The organism is Pseudoalteromonas sp. APC 3893, assembly GCF_030408095.1.
Lineage (GTDB): Bacteria > Pseudomonadota > Gammaproteobacteria > Enterobacterales > Alteromonadaceae > Pseudoalteromonas.
The window spans coordinates 13214-31117 of sequence record NZ_JASDCD010000019.1; the positions used below are offsets into that span (position 1 = coordinate 13214).

Below are 17904 nucleotides of genomic sequence, written 5' to 3' on the forward strand. Positions count from 1 at the left end.
AGGCCGCACTAAATTGCGGCCTTTTTTATTGCTTATTTGGCAGAACTACATGCACACTGAGACCGCCATTAGGCTGATTATGTAAGCTAATTTGACCATGATGTGCCTCAACTATTTCACGGCATAGTGCCAGTCCTAAGCCGCTGCCTGTCGCTTTAGTGGAATAAAATGGGATCAAGGCATTTGCCATCACTTGTTCACTCATTCCTTTACCCTGATCGCTAATTGTTATTCGCGTACAATTTGCATCTTGTGACAAGTTCACGCTTATCTGCTCAATGTTTGATTCTGACTCATGGGCGTTTTTCAATAAGTTGATTAACAGTTGCTCGATTTGTGTGTGATCGGCATAGGTAGTTACATCAGCGTGTGCATTTAAACAAAATGCCCATTGATTCTGTAATTGTTTTAATAGCTGTGGCCAATTAATGCGAGTAAGTTGTGGGGTGGGTAGTTTGGCAAACTTACCATACCCTTGAACAAATTCGTTTAAATGTTTAATGCGCTCTTCAATTGTTGAAAATACGCGACTAAGTCTTGGTTCATCGACTTTTTCGCTGAGAATTTTTCCACTGTGTAACATGGAGGACATAGGCCCAAGGGAATTATTAAGCTCGTGACTGATTATACGTATCACTTTTTTCCAGACTTCCACTTCTTGCCGGCTTAATTCGCGGGTTAATTGTTTAAACACGTATAAAGTATGGTACTGGTTGTTGAGTAACAGTTTGCCAGTGGCTAAATGCCACGTTTGTGATTCTTGTTGCTGATTATCAAGGGTAAATAAACCGTCTACTCCGCGCTCAAGAGCGTTAACTAACTGCGGATGAACATCAACAAACAACGTTGAAAATTGACTACCTTCAAGTGAACTTTTAGCATTGAGTAAGTCCCTGGCACTGTGGTTACTGTAAACGATAAAGCCTTGATCGTTTTTTAAAATAACCGCTTGCGGTGAGCTTTGTAATACTTTATCTAACATTAATTCACGTTGATAAATCCACTGTTTTTCTTGGCGTAACTGCTTTGCTGTTTGGTTGTACAGTTGGCATAATTTGCCGACTTCGTTATTCGCTTTGTAGGCAAGCAGTGACGACAGTTCGCCATCTTTAAAATTGAGCAGTCCCGTCTCTAAAGACTGTACACCTTGAACGAGTGGTTTAGCTAATCGCAGGGCTAGATAGCCACTGATCAAAATGCTAATAGCACTGACACTGACAACCCATTGCCAAGAAAGTTGGGTTAGCCAACTTATAAACCACACAGGCACTAAAGCAGCTACTGCACTAATTATGATTAACTGTTGGGTGATAGTTAAATTGATGCGGTTACTGGTCATTAATAATCAATCTCAAACTTTTGCAAACGACGGTATAATGCTTGTCGACTCATACTAAATTGTCTGGCAACTTTGGCAATAACACCTTGATGACGATGCATCGCGTCTTCAATCTCTTGCTTAGTGATTTCTTGCGTTGATGTTGCCGTAGTTGTACTTTGCGCTTTGCTGGTTTGCAGCGCAAAGTCAGATAAGTTAATAGTACCCGATGGCTTAAGCACGGCTGCGCGTTTACAGGCATTTTCAAGTTCACGGACATTGCCCGGCCAACTGTGCGCTAACAGTGCGTGCTCAGTATCGAGTGTTAACTCTCGGTTATTTAAAAAATGCTGAGCAAGTGGCAATATATCATCAGGTCTTTCAGCTAGGCTGGGTAAGTTAAGCTCGATAACATTGAGCCGATAATATAAATCCTCTCTAAATTTACCCACTTTGATAGCTGAATGTAAATCTTCGTTGGTGGCAGAGATCACCCGCACTTTTACTTTACGAGTAACCGTTGAGCCTAAGCGTTCAAATTCACCAGTTTGTAATACTCGTAATAACTTCATTTGGCCTGAAAGCGGTAAGTTGCCAATTTCATCTAAAAATAAGGTGCCGCCATCTGCGGCCTCAAAACGGCCAATTCGCTGCTTAGTGATACCCGTATAAGCGCCGGCCTCTGCGCCAAATAGCTCTGCTTCAATAAGCTCATGGGGCAGGGCGCCTGCATTAACAGTAATAAATGGCTGGGTACTCAGTAAAGAGTTAGCTTGAATGATTTGGGCTATGCGCTCTTTACCGCTGCCGTTTGGGCCTGTGATCAGCACTGATGCATCAGACTTTGCTACTTGAATAGCCATAGTTAAAATACGTTCCATGGCGGTGCTTTTATAAATCAAGCCAACTAAGTCAGCACTGCTTAAGCTGGCATTCCGCTCTTGCTGGTGGCGTTCATAGGTCGCATTTTGCTGCTTTGCTTTACCCAGTTCGACTAAATTATTCACGCAAGTCAGCAGTTTTACATCATCCCATGGCTTTGGTAAGTAATCTGCAGCGCCCGCTTTTACTAACTCAATGGCAGTCTCAAGCTCTGTCCATGCGGTGATCAAAATAATGGGTAGGTGGGGGTTAATTGTGCGTAATTGATAAAAGAGCGCTTTGCCCTCTTCACCTGAAGTTGTATCAGCGGTGAAATTCATATCTTGGATCACTAAAGAGATACGTTGGTATTGTACTACTTGTAGCGCTTCAAATGGGGTAGAGGCGGTGACCACTGCAAAATCATGTATCTCGAGCAGTAATGATAAGGCCTGTAAAACGGCAGGGTTATCATCAACGATAAGTATTTTTTCCATGTGTGTTTAATCGCTGTTTTTATTAAGTAATCAGTGAAAATGCTACACCGTGTTAACCCAGTGTAGCATAGGTTGGGAGCAGCTTTATATTGTTCTAGTTGCGATACTCGGCGAAATATTAGCAGCGCGTTTAGCGGGCCCTAATACTGCAAGTAGGCTCATGAAAAACACCATCACAGCAGTAATCGCAATATAGCTCGGTGGTAAAGCAGCAATAGAAAAATGTTGCATTAACATTTGACCAAGCAATAGTGCTGCAATTACACCTAAAAATAAGCCAACACTACAGATCAAGGCATTCTCAACTAAAAAGTAATTAATAATGGCTGACTTTCTCGCTCCAAGAGCACGCCGAGTACCTATTTGTTTAGTCCGTTTACTGATATTAAACAAGGTTAAACCAAAGATACCTAATGCAGTTACCAGCACTAAAATAGTGATAAGCACAATCAGCATACGCATCATAAGTTTATCCGCAGCCATATATTCATCTTTCAACTCATCGAGCCCTCTAATATTATTAATTACGCGTTTGCTGTAATTTTTAAGCATCAGGCTTTCAATATCTTTCATTACAGCAGCACGTTGTCCGGGCTTTGCTCTTACAGCAAATTGGGCATAAGTTCTGCTTTGAATATACGGAATAAGCGCAACATTATTGGGGTGAGAGTCTTTTAACCAAGGGCCTTTCATTGGTGCTGTGATACCGATGATCTTTAGTGGCAAGTCACCAAAATAAATGGTTTTTCCTAGGGCATCACTTTCAGGAAATAACTCATTGGCTAACGCTTCGGTAATGACAGTGACGTTAGTTGTTCTATCTGTCGGTGAATTAGTGATGAGTACTTCATCTTCACTAAAATTACGCCCTGAAATCAATTTTACGCCGTATGTGTCAAGGCCGTGCTCATCAATAAAAAAGTAAGCAGTGCGCACACTTCTACTTTCTTGTGGTGCTGGTTTTAAGTTAAAGCCAGCGGCACTGCCGCTACCAGATAACGGAATACTGCTACTTTGCGCGGCACTTTCAACCCCAGGTAGAGCCCTTAACATGGCTTCGTCCAGTTCAAACTGCTGGCTTAAATCTACATCTTTACCAAAAGTCATCACATTGAACTTAAACAAGTCTTGCTCTGGATAACCGGTTTCTTGATTCAAAAAAGCAATTCTATCTTGAATGATAAATGCGGCATTGCTGACTATGGCAGTGGTAATCGCAATTTGGATCAATAACAGTACTGCGCCTACCTTTGAGCGGCAAAGGGCATGAAATATCGGTTTTATTTCTAACATGAGTGGCTCCTTATTGGCTCTTAAGATAAATAGCAGGGTTGGTTTTACATACTAGCCATGCAGGGTATAGCCCAGCAATAATGCATGTTGTTATCGCGATAACGGGTGCACTCAATAACATGGTTAAATCCATTGTGGCGAGATTAGCGTAGTAATTGTAGCTTTGTCTTACGCCAAATAGACCTATTTGTGCAAGTACAATACCGAGCAAACCACCAATAAAACCAAGCATGGCTACTTCAACTAAATGCTGAAGAAAAATTTGTCGTTTACTGGCTCCAAGTGCTCGGCGTACACCCACCTCAGGTGCGCGGCGTAAAAATTTGGCAAGAAGTAGCCCTAAAATATTGGCTAAACACACCGCTAAAAACATAAAGCTTAGACCAACCAGTATTTTATTATCTTCACTGACCACATTGTTGTACTCCATCCATTGATTTACATCACGCAGGCTATATTCAGGCTTTTCGCGGGTGAAGCGACCTCGTTTTTTTTGCTCTTCAATGTAAGATGTGAGGTAATTACCGTATGCTGTTTTTTGCTCTGGTGTATCAAGCTGTGCCCAAAATTGGATCCACACTATTTCCGATTGCAGTCTATCGGCAAAGCTATTTATGTTTTCATGTTTCCAGCCATTGCTATTGCCCCAGCTAGTAAGCTCTTTTGCTTTGATTAAACTAAAGGGTAAAAATAAATCTTCTACTTTATTAAACGCACCATTATTTAAGTCATAAAATTTTAGGTTTAAGGGCCAGTCATTAATCACGCCAACAACTTGATAGCTATCGTCATCGAGATAAACTAGCTTACCAATTGAGTTTTCACCCGCAAACAACTTATCGTTCAGCTCTTTTGAAATCACCACAACAGGGGCTGCAGATTGTTCTTGTTGCTCACTCCAAACACCGCCATAAAGAAACGACACATCAAACATGTTAAAAAAATCAGGTGTGGTCATGCGGGCGTTGCTAATAAACGGCTTCACTTCATCCGAGTCTAAATACACCGAAAATCCTGTGCGCATCATGGCCACTTTTTTGTCAGTAATAGGGGCGTTGTATAAATTTTCTGCATCTTGATAAGTCAGTTGCATAGGAATATCGTCACCCGTCCACCAAGTATGGCCTTCATCCATGGTTTGCAGCTGTACATAATACAATTGACTGCTCTTATGTGGGATGGGGTCTGCCGACATCATGTGATAAACACTTAAACTGGTCATGGTTATGCCGATACCAATGGCAATCGCCAGCACCATGAGTGCACTTACTAGTGGCGTGCGTTTAAAGCTACGCCAACTTAAATCGAGGTAATGTAATAGCATGGCTTATGCTCCTGCAGCGCTTTTAATCGTTTGTGTACCTTGATACAAGGTAAAGTCAGCCAGTTGGCCGTCAACCACTTGAATGTTACGTGGTGCACGACGGGCAAGTTCTGGATCGTGGGTCACCATCACAATGGTGGCGCCGTCACGATTTATTTGCTCAAGTAACTCCATCACTTGGCGTGCCATTAAGCTATCAAGATTACCAGTTGGTTCATCCGCTAATAAAAAGCGAGGTTCACCCGCAAGTGCGCGGGCAATCGCCACGCGTTGTTGTTGGCCACCAGATAACTGCTGTGGTAAGTGCTTAGCGCGTGATGCAAGGCCAACTTGTTCAAGGCATTGTTCTATACGACGTTTACGTTCATTGGCTTTAATGCCTCTGTAACGCAGTGGTACTTCAATGTTTTCGAATAAATTAAGGTCGGGGATCAAATTGAACCCTTGGAAGATAAAGCCAATTTTTTGATTGCGAACATCAGCCCGTTGATTATCGTTTAATTTACCTACATCTATACCGTCTAGTAAATATTCACCTTCAGAGAATGGCTCTAACATGCCTGCTATATTTAAAAAGGTGGTTTTACCTGAGCCGCTAGGGCCTGTTACTGCAATGAATTCACCTTCATCCACTTGTAAGCTGAAGTCGCGTAAAGCATGAGTTTGTACCATTTCGGTTTGGTATATTTTACTAATGTTGTTCATTTTTAGCATGTGCTTATCCTTTTTATTCGTTCTTAATTAGTTGTCGCTGTTAACGAAGTAATAATGTTGATGCGTCTTTAAAGTTGTCATAACTTGAAATAATAAGTTCGTCACCAGGCTCGACACCGGTAATTAACTCAATGGCATTTATACTGGTTGCACCGATAGCAATGTCTACTCGTTGGGCTGTATCACCTGTTACTTTGTAAACTTGCGTTCCGCCTTGTTGCATAAATGCACCGCGTTTAACTTGTAAAACGTTGTCACGGTTCTCTAATAGGATGCGTGCGGTCAATCGCTGGTTTTGGCGAATGCCTGAGAGTGCTTTATTAAATCTTACTCGGGTTGTAACCTCGCGGTTATTTACCTCTGGCGAAATTGCAGAGAGCGTACCGGTTACTTTTCTTGCACCTAGTAACAATTCAACTTCCATCCCGAGGCCAAGTTCATTTGCATAGCTTTCAGGTACTTGCAGCTGGGCCTCAAAGTTACTTAAATCAACCAGTGTCATTAGAGGTTGGCTTTGAGTTACAGCCTCTTTTTGTTGCACTAAAAGATTACCAACAATCCCCGTTACACTTGCTTTGATGGTTAAATTGCTAACTTGACGGTTTAATTCATCAACAATGAGTTGTTGGCGTGTGAGATCACGCTCTGCGGCTTGTAGTTCAAAAGCGAGTGTATCATTAGCAAGCGCAACTTCTTGCTCGGCATGTTTGTACGAGAGCTTTGCACGGGCGAGATCATCCACCGCTTTTTCTAAATCAATTTGGCTGATCAAACTTTTTTCGATTGATAACTTTGCGCGGCGGTTTTCTCTATCTGCGGCGTTGAGTTCTACTTGCGCGAGATCCAATGCTTTAGTTAAGCTCAGTTTTTGTCGTCTAGCTTCTAAATGTTTACGTTGTAATTCACCCTCAAGGCGAGCTAATACGGACTGTTGTTGCTTGAGCTCATTGGTAAGTTCGGGGCTGTCTACTATTGCAATCACCGCATTTTCACTCACTTTGTCACCGGCTTTGACGTGCAAATCTACATAACCACGTTCAGGGCTATACACTTTAGGTGCATTGGCCGCAACAACTTTACCACTGGCAGAAACATCTCTTGTTAGAGTTTTTAAACTGACAGGTGCAATTTGTAAGGTGTTTCTAGCTACTGATATTGTACCTTGCTCCGTTCCCATAAATGCCTTTACACATAAGGCAACGAATGCCAATAGCGCGATTAGTATCACTAATGGCTTTTTATAATTTTTGCGCTTGCTTACAGAAATATCCTGCGCGCTAGTATCTTTAATCATGAGGCGTCCTATTTTTATTGTGTTTAATCTTCGAGATACGAAATCATCAAACTCACTGCAAACATGGTAATAGGTGAGATTAAAAATAAACTGAGAGTAAACATAATAGTGTCCTGTTAAAAACTTACTCTTTATTATTCGAATATCATGCCAATTTTCAAGTCATTGTATTTTAAGGTTATTTTTAATTTTGATGAATTCTAAGAGTGTCCGCGGACAGATTAAGTGTCCGCCGCGGACACTTTTAATGACGAGCTTTACCTGTGCGTTATACAGCACGCCCAGTAAATCACGCTAACTTATGCGTAATCTATGCAAAAAATAACTGGCAAGTTTATATTTATGCATTAATTAACTTGCTAGTAATAAGTGACTTAATTTTAAAATGAGGGTGATTACTCTAACTGTCGGTGTTTTTTAGGTTTTTCAGACAGGTGATTGAGTTGAACCTTGGCCCTTGTGTTGGTGTTACTGAAACGCTTCGGTGAATAATTATTCACTAAAGCAAGTGGTTTACGTTTACGTAAACTGGATATTTTGAGTGTGGCTTTTTTTACAACTTGTTAAATATGACACCAGTGTCATAAAAAAATAATGGCTAAAAAGGCGCTAAATGTTAAAAAATGGCATGAAATATAAAAGTTGCGCTTAAGTGAGAAATATTCAAGAATGTGAATATGTATTCAAAATTTTATTGACTCTACATACGATAGGCGATAGTTTTGACCGTCTGCTAGCAAACCGTCGAGAAGATCTTTAATAGCTAGCTGTTGTAGCAAGGGGAGGGGTCTATGTTATACGACTCAAAATTAGAAAAAGATAATTGTGGCTTTGGCTTAATAGCCCAGGTCAATGGTCAAGCTAGTCATCGCTTAATAAGAACTGCGATCACCGGTCTTGACCGTATGGAACACCGTGGTGGTATTTCTGCCGATGGTAAAACAGGCGATGGCTGTGGGTTATTATTACAAAAACCAGATAGCTTTTTTCGCGCAATCGCAGCTGAGAACAATTGGCATCTAGGTAAGAATTATGCAGTAGGCATGATTTTCTTAAATCCAGATCCAGTATTAGCACAAACCGCAAAAGACATATTGAGTGAAGAACTCGAAAAAGAAACACTTAATATTAAAGGCTGGCGTGTAGTACCCACTGATGCTTCATGTTTAGGTCCAATTGCCAAAAAACAATTACCAAACTTTGAACAAATATTTATTAATGCTCCAGAAGGTTGGCGTCCAAAAGATTTAGAACGCCGATTATACGTTGCGCGTCGTCGTGCAGAAAAACGTTTGAGCAATGATGAAGGTTTTTATATTGCCAGTTTGTCAGGGCTTGTGACTATCTACAAAGGCTTGATGATGCCAGTAGATTTACCTAACTTTTATCTAGACTTAGCTGATATCCGCATGACCAGTGCGATTTGTGTTTTCCACCAACGTTTTTCAACAAATACACAACCGCGTTGGCCTCTTGCTCAACCGTTCCGTTATTTAGCGCACAATGGTGAAATTAACACCATTCAAGGTAACCGCCAGTGGGCGCGCGCACGTTCGTACAAATTTGCATCGCCACTGATCCCAGATTTACAATCAGCTGCGCCATTTGTTAACGAAACTGGCTCGGATTCATCAAGCCTAGATAACATGCTTGAGCTATTTTTAGCGGGTGGTATGGATTTATTCCGTGCGATGCGCATGCTGGTGCCACCTGCATGGCAGAAAAACCGTGCTATGGATGATGATCTTCGTGCATTCTACGACTTTAACTCAATGCATATGGAACCATGGGATGGCCCTGCGGGTATTGTAATGTCTGATGGTCGCTTTGCAGCCTGTAACCTAGACCGTAACGGTTTACGTCCAGCGCGTTATGTGATCACGCAAGATGGCTTTATTACACTTGCCTCAGAAGTCGGTATTTGGGATTACACCGCTGATGAAGTGGTTGAAAAAGGCCGTGTAGGTCCAGGCGAGCTGTTAGTTATTGATACTCAGCTTGGTAAAATTTGGCATTCAGACGAAATTGACCAAGATTTAAAATCGCGCCACCCATACAAAGCATGGCTTGAAGAAAACGTGAAACGCTTAACACCGTTTGAAAAGTTATCAGAGCAGGATGCGGGTAATCGCTCATTTGACGACGAAACTTTACTGAAATATCAGAAAATGTTTGGCTTCACTAACGAAGAGCTAGACAGTGTCATTCGTGTAATGGGTGAAATTGGCCAAGAAGCAACGGGTTCTATGGGCGATGATACGCCATTTGCTGTGCTATCTGAAGGTAACCGTTCGTTGTTTGATTACTTCCGCCAAAAGTTTGCGCAGGTAACCAATCCGCCGATCGATCCTCTTCGTGAAAATCACGTCATGTCACTGGCTACTTGTATTGGTAGTGAGCAAAACGTATTTAACGAAACCACAGGCCACGCTAAACGCTTGCAGTTTGATACGCCTATTTTGATGTATGCAGACATGCAGCAGCTACTTAGTGCTGACCAAGCTCACTACAGCTACTGTAAAATTGATATTACTTATAGCCAGGAAGAAGGTTTAGCCAATGCGGTAACACGTATTTGTGACGAAGCACAAGAAAAAGCAGCCGGTGGCTGTGTGATGTTGTTTCTTAGTGACCGCAATTTTGATGAAAATCAATTACCAATTCCTGCTGCTATGGCGGTGGGTGCTGTGCAAAAGCGTCTTGTTGATAATAACTTACGTTGTGAGTCAAACATTATTATTGAAACCGGTAGCGTACGTGATGCGCACCAGTTTGCGGTTTTAATTGGCTTTGGTGCAACGGCAATTTACCCATACCTAGCGTATGAATCACTGGTTGCAATGAGCGACTCTAAAGTGATCAACAAAAGCTACTGTGAAGTGACCCTTGCATATCGTAACGCGATAAACAAAGGCCTTTATAAGATTATGTCGAAAATGGGTATTAGTACCGTTGCGTCATATCGTTGTTCAATGTTATTCGAAGCCGTCGGCTTGTCTGACGCGATAGTTGATACTTGCTTTAAAGGTGTTGCTAGTCGCATTAAAGGGGCATGTTTTAGCGATTTTGATGAAGATCAACGCAAACTTCATAAACTGGCACATAGCAAGCGTAAACTATTAAGCCACGGTGGCTTACTAAAATATGTGCACGGTGGTGAGTATCACGCCTATAACCCAGACGTTATCCAAACATTGCAAAAAGCAGTGCGCTCTGGTGAATACACAGATTACAACGTGTATGCCGATTTAGTTAATAAGCGCCCAATTTCAACTTTACGTGACATGCTAGCGCTTAAATTACCAGCAGAAGGCATTAGCATCGATGATGTTGAGCCTGCTACTGAGTTATATAAACGCTTTGACTCTGCGGCAATGAGTATTGGTGCGTTGTCACCAGAAGCACATGAAGCACTGGCTATTGCGATGAACCGTTTAGGCGGTTGCTCAAATTCAGGTGAGGGTGGTGAAGATAAACTACGCTACGGCACTGAGAAAAACTCGCGCATTAAGCAAGTTGCATCGGGCCGATTTGGTGTAACACCACATTACTTACGTAGTGCAGATGTAATTCAAATCAAAGTGGCGCAAGGTGCAAAACCAGGCGAAGGTGGTCAATTACCGGGTGAAAAAGTAACCCCGTATATCGCTAAGCTACGTTACTCAGTGCCCGGTGTGACGCTTATTTCGCCTCCACCACATCACGATATTTATTCAATTGAAGATTTAGCCCAGCTAATTTTTGATTTAAAACAAGTAAATCCTAAAGCTCTGATCTCGGTCAAACTTGTATCAGAGCCAGGTGTGGGTACGATTGCAACAGGTGTTGCAAAAGCCTATGCCGATTTAATAACAATATCTGGTTATGACGGTGGTACCGGTGCGAGTCCATTAACGTCCGTGAAGTATGCGGGTAGTCCATGGGAGCTTGGTCTTGCAGAGACCCAACAAGCATTGGTTGAAAATGGCTTACGTCACCGCATACGTCTACAAACAGATGGCGGATTAAAAACAGGTTTAGACATTATTAAAGCCGCTATTTTAGGTGCTGAAAGCTTTGGTTTTGGTACCGGACCTATGGTTGCACTAGGCTGTAAATATCTACGTATTTGTCACTTAAACAACTGTGCGACCGGTGTTGCAACACAAGACGATACACTGCGTCAAAAGCATTACCATGGTCTGCCAGAAATGGCGATGAACTACTTTAAGTTTATTGCCCAAGAAGCACGCGAAATCATGGCAAGCCTTGGTGTAGCAAATTTAACCGACTTAATTGGCCGTTTAGATTTACTTGAAGCGATTGAAGGCAAAACGGCTAAACAACAAAAGATTGATTTATCTTCTGTGATTGCGCAGCCAAATAACCCAACGGGTGAAACGCTTTATTGTAGCGTGCCAAATTCGTCACATTACTTAGGTAAACTAAACGAAACGTTACTTGAAAAAGCACAACAAGCAATCGATGAAAGTACGGGAATTTCACTGGTTAATCGTATTTGTAATACCGACCGTTCAGTTGGAGCGATGTTATCAGGCTATATAGCTGATAAACACGGTAACCAAGGTATGGCTGCTGATCCTGTGTCAATTGAATTGCACGGTACTGCCGGTCAATCATTTGGTGTGTGGAATGCAGGCGGCCTTGAGATGACGTTAGTCGGCGATGCGAACGATTATGTTGGCAAAGGCATGGCAGGCGGTAAGTTGGTTATTCGTCCACCATTGGGTTCATCATTTGAAAGTCATAAAGCAACGATTGCGGGTAATACCTGCTTGTACGGTGCAACAGGTGGTAAATTATTTGCTGCAGGCTGTGCAGGTGAGCGTTTTGCTGTGCGTAACTCAGGTGTGCAAGCGGTTGTTGAAGGCTTAGGTGATAACGGCTGTGAATACATGACCGGTGGTGTTGTGTGTGTACTTGGCAACGTGGGTGTTAACTTTGGTGCCGGTATGACAGGTGGTTTTGCGTATATTTTAGATGAGCGAAATGACTTTGAAAAACGCATTAACCCAGAGCTCGTTGAAATAGTGTTATTGGATGAGCTCAGTTCTCACCAAGAGCATCTACGTGGCCTAATTGCAGAGCACTTAGAGTCAACAGGTTCAAGCCGTGCAGAAAATATTTTAGCGAACTTTGAAGCTTACTTACCTAAGTTTAAGTTAGTTAAGCCAAAATCAAGTGATGTGAAAAGTTTACTCGGGCATCGCGCTCGTAGTAGTGCAGAACTTCGTGTTCAAGCACAGTAAGGGGGTAGTATGAGCGAGAATGTATATCAATTTATAGACGTGCAACGGGTTGATCCCCGTAAGAAACCTATTTCGTCACGTAAGAAATCGTTTGTTGAAATTTACGAACCCTTTTCAGAAACTCAAGTAAACTCACAAGCGGATCGCTGCCTTGATTGTGGTAACCCATATTGTGAGTGGAAATGCCCAGTACATAACTATATCCCACAGTGGTTAAAGTTAATTCGTACCGGCCGTATATTAGAGGCAGCAGAGCTGTCTCACCGCACCAACAGTTTACCTGAAGTATGTGGCCGAGTTTGTCCACAAGATAGATTATGTGAAGGCTCATGTACTTTAGATGAAGAGTTTGGTGCAGTAACTATCGGTAATATTGAAAAATATATCACTGACACTGCATTTAAAATGGGCTGGAAGCCTGATATGTCCTATGTGACATGGACAGATAAAAAAGTAGCCATTATTGGTGCAGGCCCTGCGGGACTAGGTTGTGCAGATATTCTAGTGCGTAATGGCGTGAAACCGGTGGTATTTGATCGTCACCCAGAGATTGGTGGGCTATTAACCTTTGGTATTCCTTCTTTCAAACTTGAAAAAGAAGTCATGCAAAAGCGCCGCGAAATATTCACTGAAATGGGCGTTGAGTTTAAGCTTAATGTTGAAGTGGGTGTTGATATCACCATGGATGATATTTTAGCTGATTACGACGCTGTGTTTTTAGGCGTGGGTACGTACCAAAGTATGCGTGCTGGCCTTGAAAATGAAGACGCACCGGGTGTACATGATGCACTGCCGTTCTTAATCGGTAATACTAACCGTGTAATGGGCTATGACGAGACAAACCAAGCGTACATTGATATGGCCAACCAAAAGGTTGTAGTACTTGGTGGTGGTGATACCGCGATGGACTGTGTTCGTACATCGATTCGTCAAGGCGCTGACAAAGTAATTTGTGCCTATCGCCGTGATGAAGAAAATATGCCTGGTTCGAAGCGTGAAGTTAAAAATGCCAAAGAAGAAGGCGTAGAATTTACCTTTAACGTACAACCTACAGGTATTGAGCTTGACGACAAAGGCCATGTTGCTGGCGTCAGAATGGTTAAAACTCAAATGGGTGAACCTGATGAGAATGGTCGTAGCCGCGCAGAAGTCGTACCTGGTTCTGAGCATGTTATCGAGGCAGATCAAGTCCTTATGGCATTTGGTTTTAAACCACACAAAATGGATTGGTTAGAAAAATACGATGTTGAAATTAACCACTGGGGCGGTATTAACGCACCAGAGCAGGGCGAATTTACTCATCAAACGACAAATCCAAAAATCTTTGCTGGTGGCGATATCGTTCGCGGCTCTGATTTAGTAGTTACTGCAATCTTCGAAGGGCGTAATGCCGCTGAAGGCATTATGGACTACTTAGAAGTGTAATGTTTTGAAGATTTAAGAATGTAAAAAGCAAGCCAACTGGCTTGCTTTTTTTTATGGGCTTAATAAAAGCGAGAAGTTTTAAGCTTGCTCGGTGTTAAATTAAGCGCAGTAGTTTGGCTTGAGTATAACGAAACCAGCAAAAAATACCTTTCATTCGGTATCAAGCTCTTACGTTATTGAGTGATCTATATTTTAGGAAAGCCACTTAAGTGAAATTCACAAAGAGGTCAAGAGGCGCTGCGCTTAAGAGTAGATATTAAGATTATATTTAAGTCGTAAAGGTAAAACGCAGACAGCTTAGTACCACCACATTAGGTCATTCGGGTAAGTTCGTTTATGCCCCATAATGGTTTGTAGGAATTTAAATTAAGTGTAAAAAAATCTCTATCGTTTTAGTGTTTATTCCATATATACCCGAGCTATACGATTAAAAATAATTTAACCTTTGTGTATATCCAATAGATACACCACAATTTGTATATCTAATTAATATACGGGAGCTAATATGGCTACTAAAACTGCACCTATAAATATGCGAGTAGAACCGTCTGTTCGTAATATCATTGATGCTGCGGCTAATTTATTAAAGGTTTACCGTTCTGTATTTATTCAACAAGCAGCGCTTTGTAAAGCATATCAAGTTATAGCTTCACAAAGAGATTTTGCTTTGGACGAACAAGCCTTTGCTGCATTTGAGCAAGCGTTAGACGCAGAACCAACGGTTAATCAAGGTATGGTAGAGTTGCTGAATAGGAAATCACCTTGGGAATAACTGCACCTGAATTGCTTAGCGAAACTCACGATTTATCTGATTTTGATTGTGGCAGACCTGAGCTAAATGACTGGTTAGTAAAAAAGGCGCTTAAGAGCCAACAACGAAATAACGCAAAAGTTTATATAGTCACTGATTCTATCACTACAAAGGTAATCTGTTATTACGCTATTGCTATGGGCTCTATTCAACGAGAAGGTGCGATTGCAGCCCTAAGAAGAAACAGCCCCAACCCAATTTCAATGATCGTTCTTGCGAGATTAGCCGTTAATGACTCATATCACGGAAAAGGCATCGGTGTTGGCCTTCTTAAAGACTGTGTCAAAAGATCTGTTCATGCTATGAACGTAGTCGGCGGGGCGGGGGTTCTTGTTCACGCTATCGACGATTCAGCAAAAGATTTTTACGCGAGATTTGGCTTCAAAGAATCCACATTTGACCCGATGACGCTTATGGCTAGAATAAAGGATATTGAAGCTGCTCAAAAAGCATAAGTTTACAGGATCAGAAGCTTTCCAAAAAAATTATTACTGCTATTCAGAAAGCTTAAACAAGAACGGCAAGCTCAAGTGATCATCGTTTCAAATAGCCTGCGCTCATAAATATTCTAAAGCTCGGCTTTGAGCGTGAAACAGACAGTCGATCTAACTCATTTTTGGACAGAAACGTGTTATTGAAGAAGGACAGTTGTGTGCCAACAACCGCCGTTCGGCTAGTAGAGTGCAATTCTCATGACTTTTTGGAAGCATACGCTCGGTAACGCCGCAAATAAACTGCTAAAAATAGTTGGCTAAAATAAGTGAGTTACGAACAAAGCCAACAGTTTTTTGTCCGTACTTTAATTTGCTTTGTTAGCCCTGCTCTGAACTACAAGTGCAGCAGCAACCAGTCTCATAGCTAATCACATTTCCCGGACAGTCGTCTGCTGTACAGTCGGTTCTTGTAACAGGGTGCAAGTCATCACATACGAAGCAATATAAGTGCTCTGAATCTGGCTCATTAGGCTGCAATACAGCATATTTCGGTTCGATCATTTCGTACTTTTCGCTTTCATAATGACATTCTGGACATAAATACAATCGTTGTCGTTTATCTATTTTGAAAAACCTTTTTATCTGAGATCGTGTCAAGAAATTGAAAACCGTCAGAAACTCTTTAGCGATGAGCCCGTTCACATGATCGGTATCGAAATGCACATGAGTAGCAGGTGATTCAAAGAGAAAGTCCCTTCGTGTTGAAACCCAATTATCACTAGGGTATAGATGCTCATGCACTTCAAGTAATATGGTAACAACATCCTGCGCGGATACATTTAACTCTCTATCGACAGTATGCATTGCTTTATTTCTAAGTTTTCTAACCTTTTCAAATAGGTTTACGAAATCACCATCAAGCTGAGAAGTTGAGGCAGTATTGTGTACCTTTATCAAATCTTGTGCATCTAATGCTCTGAAATCAGAGAAGCTAACACCAGAACCGTCTGGATCTTTTGGCCAGTCACTCGGGTTACCTGCAATAAGAAGATATGGGCTAATTGAAACAAGCTTTCCTTTTAACGATAGCTCTACACCTTGCTGAACTATAATTAGCGCAGTCAATATTCTCTGTCGCGCCGTCTCCCAGAAGGCAATTTCATTTCTTTCATCTATATCAGAATAGCGTCCGGCATCATCTAGGGTTAACAAAAACGAGATTACAATATCCCACGCAAAATCAAACTGAGCCTTTGCCGCAGAATTAAATTCAGAGCTAGTAGGTATATCTTTAATCATTCTTAATTATAATTCCTTAGTCGCATGCTAGGGCTAACGTTTTTCTACCACAGCGTCGCTCGTTTTTCTGAATCACTCATTTGTAGCAAACTTCTTAACTAATTGCCATTACTACTAAAATGCAGTTGTTCTAGCTTTTGTCTCAAGACAAAAACGAGCGATTGGGTCGCTTTCCTGAATATGCAAGCAATATACTTTGATAAAATAGAAAAGCAATTTTGAATGGCCGAAATTCGCTCTTTTTAGTAATTCGTCTAAACACGTTTTGGGGCAGAAACGAGTTATCTCTGAATGTTTGATTATGGCACCAAGCCACCCCTAAGCTCTAAATCATTTGTGTCCAAGCGAGTGGAAGAGCGTTTGCTTCACGGCTTAAGCAGTAACTAAAATTTTAATATTGATTGTTGGGTTTCGTTGCACTCAACCCAACCTACGGTGATAAATTAAACACTGAGCTAAATGTGGCTTCCTAGCGCCTATTGCCTAGCCCCTCGTACCTTTAACCTTATTAATGACTAGCTTGCAAGCTTTGTAGCCAAGCATCGGGTTCTGCGATGATAAATTCTAGACAATGTTTATCTGTGGTGGTGATTTTAATACCAGAATTGCTGATAGGTATTATGCCTGCGGCTTTTGCTGTGCATCTTTCAACGCGTGCTATGGTGTCGCGTTTAATGGCGTAACTACCTAAGTTTAACTGTTTATTAAGGGCTTCAAAGTGGAGTAAATGCTCAGTTAACGTTAAACGTCCATCAGCTTTTGCAGCGCCTAATTGTATTGTTGCGTAACTTGTTTTTAGTTGGGTTACTTTTGCAAGAGTTGCGTTCATCATTCACTCCGTGATTTTAATTTTTATTGAGTGTAAGCGGTGTTTTAATATGTGTCAATTTTGTAAATTAAATGTATTTATATTTGTCTGTACATAAAAGATTACAAAAAATTCTTTGCTCTATTATGTAGCTTTTGTTGTTTGTTTAACGAGATAAAAGCAAATAACACCACGCTCATTTGCACTGTTAATGCAATTAAGGTGCTCACTAAATTAAAGCGGCTCTGTGCACTGTTAGTGGTGTTTAGCTCGATTAACCATGCAAGCGCTAACATTAACACTAACGAGCCATGTAAAAAGCGTTGCAGATTGGCTTTAAACTTTAAATGTTTAAAAAAGCTAAAACCAAAGAGCAGTAAACTCAGGATTGGAGTGAGCAAAATACAAATAAATGACAGCGTTATAAATGGTTGCCAATTTATGGCCGTGAGCGCGCTTGATTGTTGAATATAGTCTTTACAGCCGGTTAAAAGCACGAAGGCAAACGTGATCGCGCTAGTTTTGAGTGTGGTGTTATTTATCATTTTCGTCTATTCATTATGAGTTATTAAACAAA

General features: G+C 41.4%; 13 protein-coding genes. 4 read left to right on the plus strand and 9 right to left on the minus strand.

Features of this window, described 5'->3' with window-relative positions; translation table 11 throughout:
• Window positions 1–25: 25 nt before the first annotated feature.
• The 6 genes from QMA12_RS17355 to QMA12_RS17380 form a co-directional block, all read right to left on the minus strand.
• Entirely contained in the window at window positions 26–1339 is a 1314-nt protein-coding gene (locus QMA12_RS17355; RefSeq protein ID WP_290210771.1) for an ATP-binding protein, read from the minus strand.
• Window positions 1339–2676 carry a sigma-54 dependent transcriptional regulator gene (locus tag QMA12_RS17360; RefSeq protein WP_290210772.1) on the minus strand — a complete coding sequence of 446 codons (1338 nt, stop codon included), beginning with the start codon at window positions 2674–2676 and terminating at the stop codon, window positions 1339–1341. Before QMA12_RS17360 ends, QMA12_RS17355 begins: the two co-directional genes overlap by 1 nt.
• An 84-nt stretch (window positions 2677–2760) precedes the next feature.
• Window positions 2761–3969, minus strand: a complete 1209-nt coding sequence (locus QMA12_RS17365; protein WP_290210773.1) for an FtsX-like permease family protein — start codon at window positions 3967–3969, stop codon at window positions 2761–2763.
• 10 nt (window positions 3970–3979) lie between these two features.
• On the minus strand, window positions 3980–5293 hold the full coding sequence (locus tag QMA12_RS17370; protein ID WP_290210774.1) for an ABC transporter permease: 1314 nt from the start codon (window positions 5291–5293) through the stop codon (window positions 3980–3982).
• Between the two features lie 3 nt (window positions 5294–5296).
• On the minus strand, window positions 5297–6007 hold the full coding sequence (locus QMA12_RS17375; RefSeq protein ID WP_290210775.1) for an ABC transporter ATP-binding protein: 711 nt from the start codon (window positions 6005–6007) through the stop codon (window positions 5297–5299).
• A gap of 40 nt (window positions 6008–6047) precedes the next feature.
• Window positions 6048–7301 carry an HlyD family efflux transporter periplasmic adaptor subunit gene (locus tag QMA12_RS17380; RefSeq protein WP_290210776.1) on the minus strand — a complete coding sequence of 418 codons (1254 nt, stop codon included), beginning with the start codon at window positions 7299–7301 and terminating at the stop codon, window positions 6048–6050.
• 791 nt (window positions 7302–8092) lie between these two features.
• On the opposite strand from QMA12_RS17380, the gene gltB reads away from it, so the two are divergent.
• The 4 genes from gltB to QMA12_RS17400 all read left to right on the plus strand — a co-directional run bounded on the left by gltB (window position 8093) and on the right by QMA12_RS17400 (window position 15241).
• Complete coding sequence (gltB, locus tag QMA12_RS17385; RefSeq protein WP_290210777.1) at window positions 8093–12550, plus strand: glutamate synthase large subunit; 4458 nt, start codon at window positions 8093–8095, stop codon at window positions 12548–12550.
• 9 nt (window positions 12551–12559) lie between these two features.
• A complete protein-coding gene (locus tag QMA12_RS17390) occupies window positions 12560–13975 on the plus strand; it encodes an FAD-dependent oxidoreductase (RefSeq protein ID WP_290210778.1) in 1416 nt (471 codons plus the stop codon).
• A gap of 505 nt (window positions 13976–14480) precedes the next feature.
• A complete protein-coding gene (locus QMA12_RS17395) occupies window positions 14481–14747 on the plus strand; it encodes a DUF1778 domain-containing protein (RefSeq protein WP_290210779.1) in 267 nt (88 codons plus the stop codon).
• Entirely contained in the window at window positions 14738–15241 is a 504-nt protein-coding gene (locus QMA12_RS17400; RefSeq protein ID WP_290210780.1) for a GNAT family N-acetyltransferase, read from the plus strand. The genes QMA12_RS17395 and QMA12_RS17400 overlap by 10 nt, the downstream gene beginning before the upstream one ends.
• Before the next feature lie 357 nt (window positions 15242–15598).
• On the opposite strand, the gene QMA12_RS17405 is transcribed toward QMA12_RS17400, so the two are convergent.
• The 3 genes from QMA12_RS17405 to QMA12_RS17415 all read right to left on the minus strand — a co-directional run bounded on the left by QMA12_RS17405 (window position 15599) and on the right by QMA12_RS17415 (window position 17872).
• Window positions 15599–16519, minus strand: a complete 921-nt coding sequence (locus QMA12_RS17405) for a hypothetical protein (RefSeq protein ID WP_290210781.1) — start codon at window positions 16517–16519, stop codon at window positions 15599–15601.
• Window positions 16520–17027: 508 nt separating this feature from the next.
• Window positions 17028–17351, minus strand: coding sequence for a hypothetical protein (locus QMA12_RS17410; protein ID WP_290210783.1), 324 nt, complete (start codon window positions 17349–17351; stop codon window positions 17028–17030).
• A 98-nt stretch (window positions 17352–17449) separates the two neighbouring features.
• The gene (locus tag QMA12_RS17415; protein ID WP_290210784.1) at window positions 17450–17872 is read right to left on the minus strand and encodes a hypothetical protein; all 423 of its coding nucleotides are present in this window, start codon (window positions 17870–17872) and stop codon (window positions 17450–17452) included.
• Window positions 17873–17904: the final 32 nt, after the last annotated feature.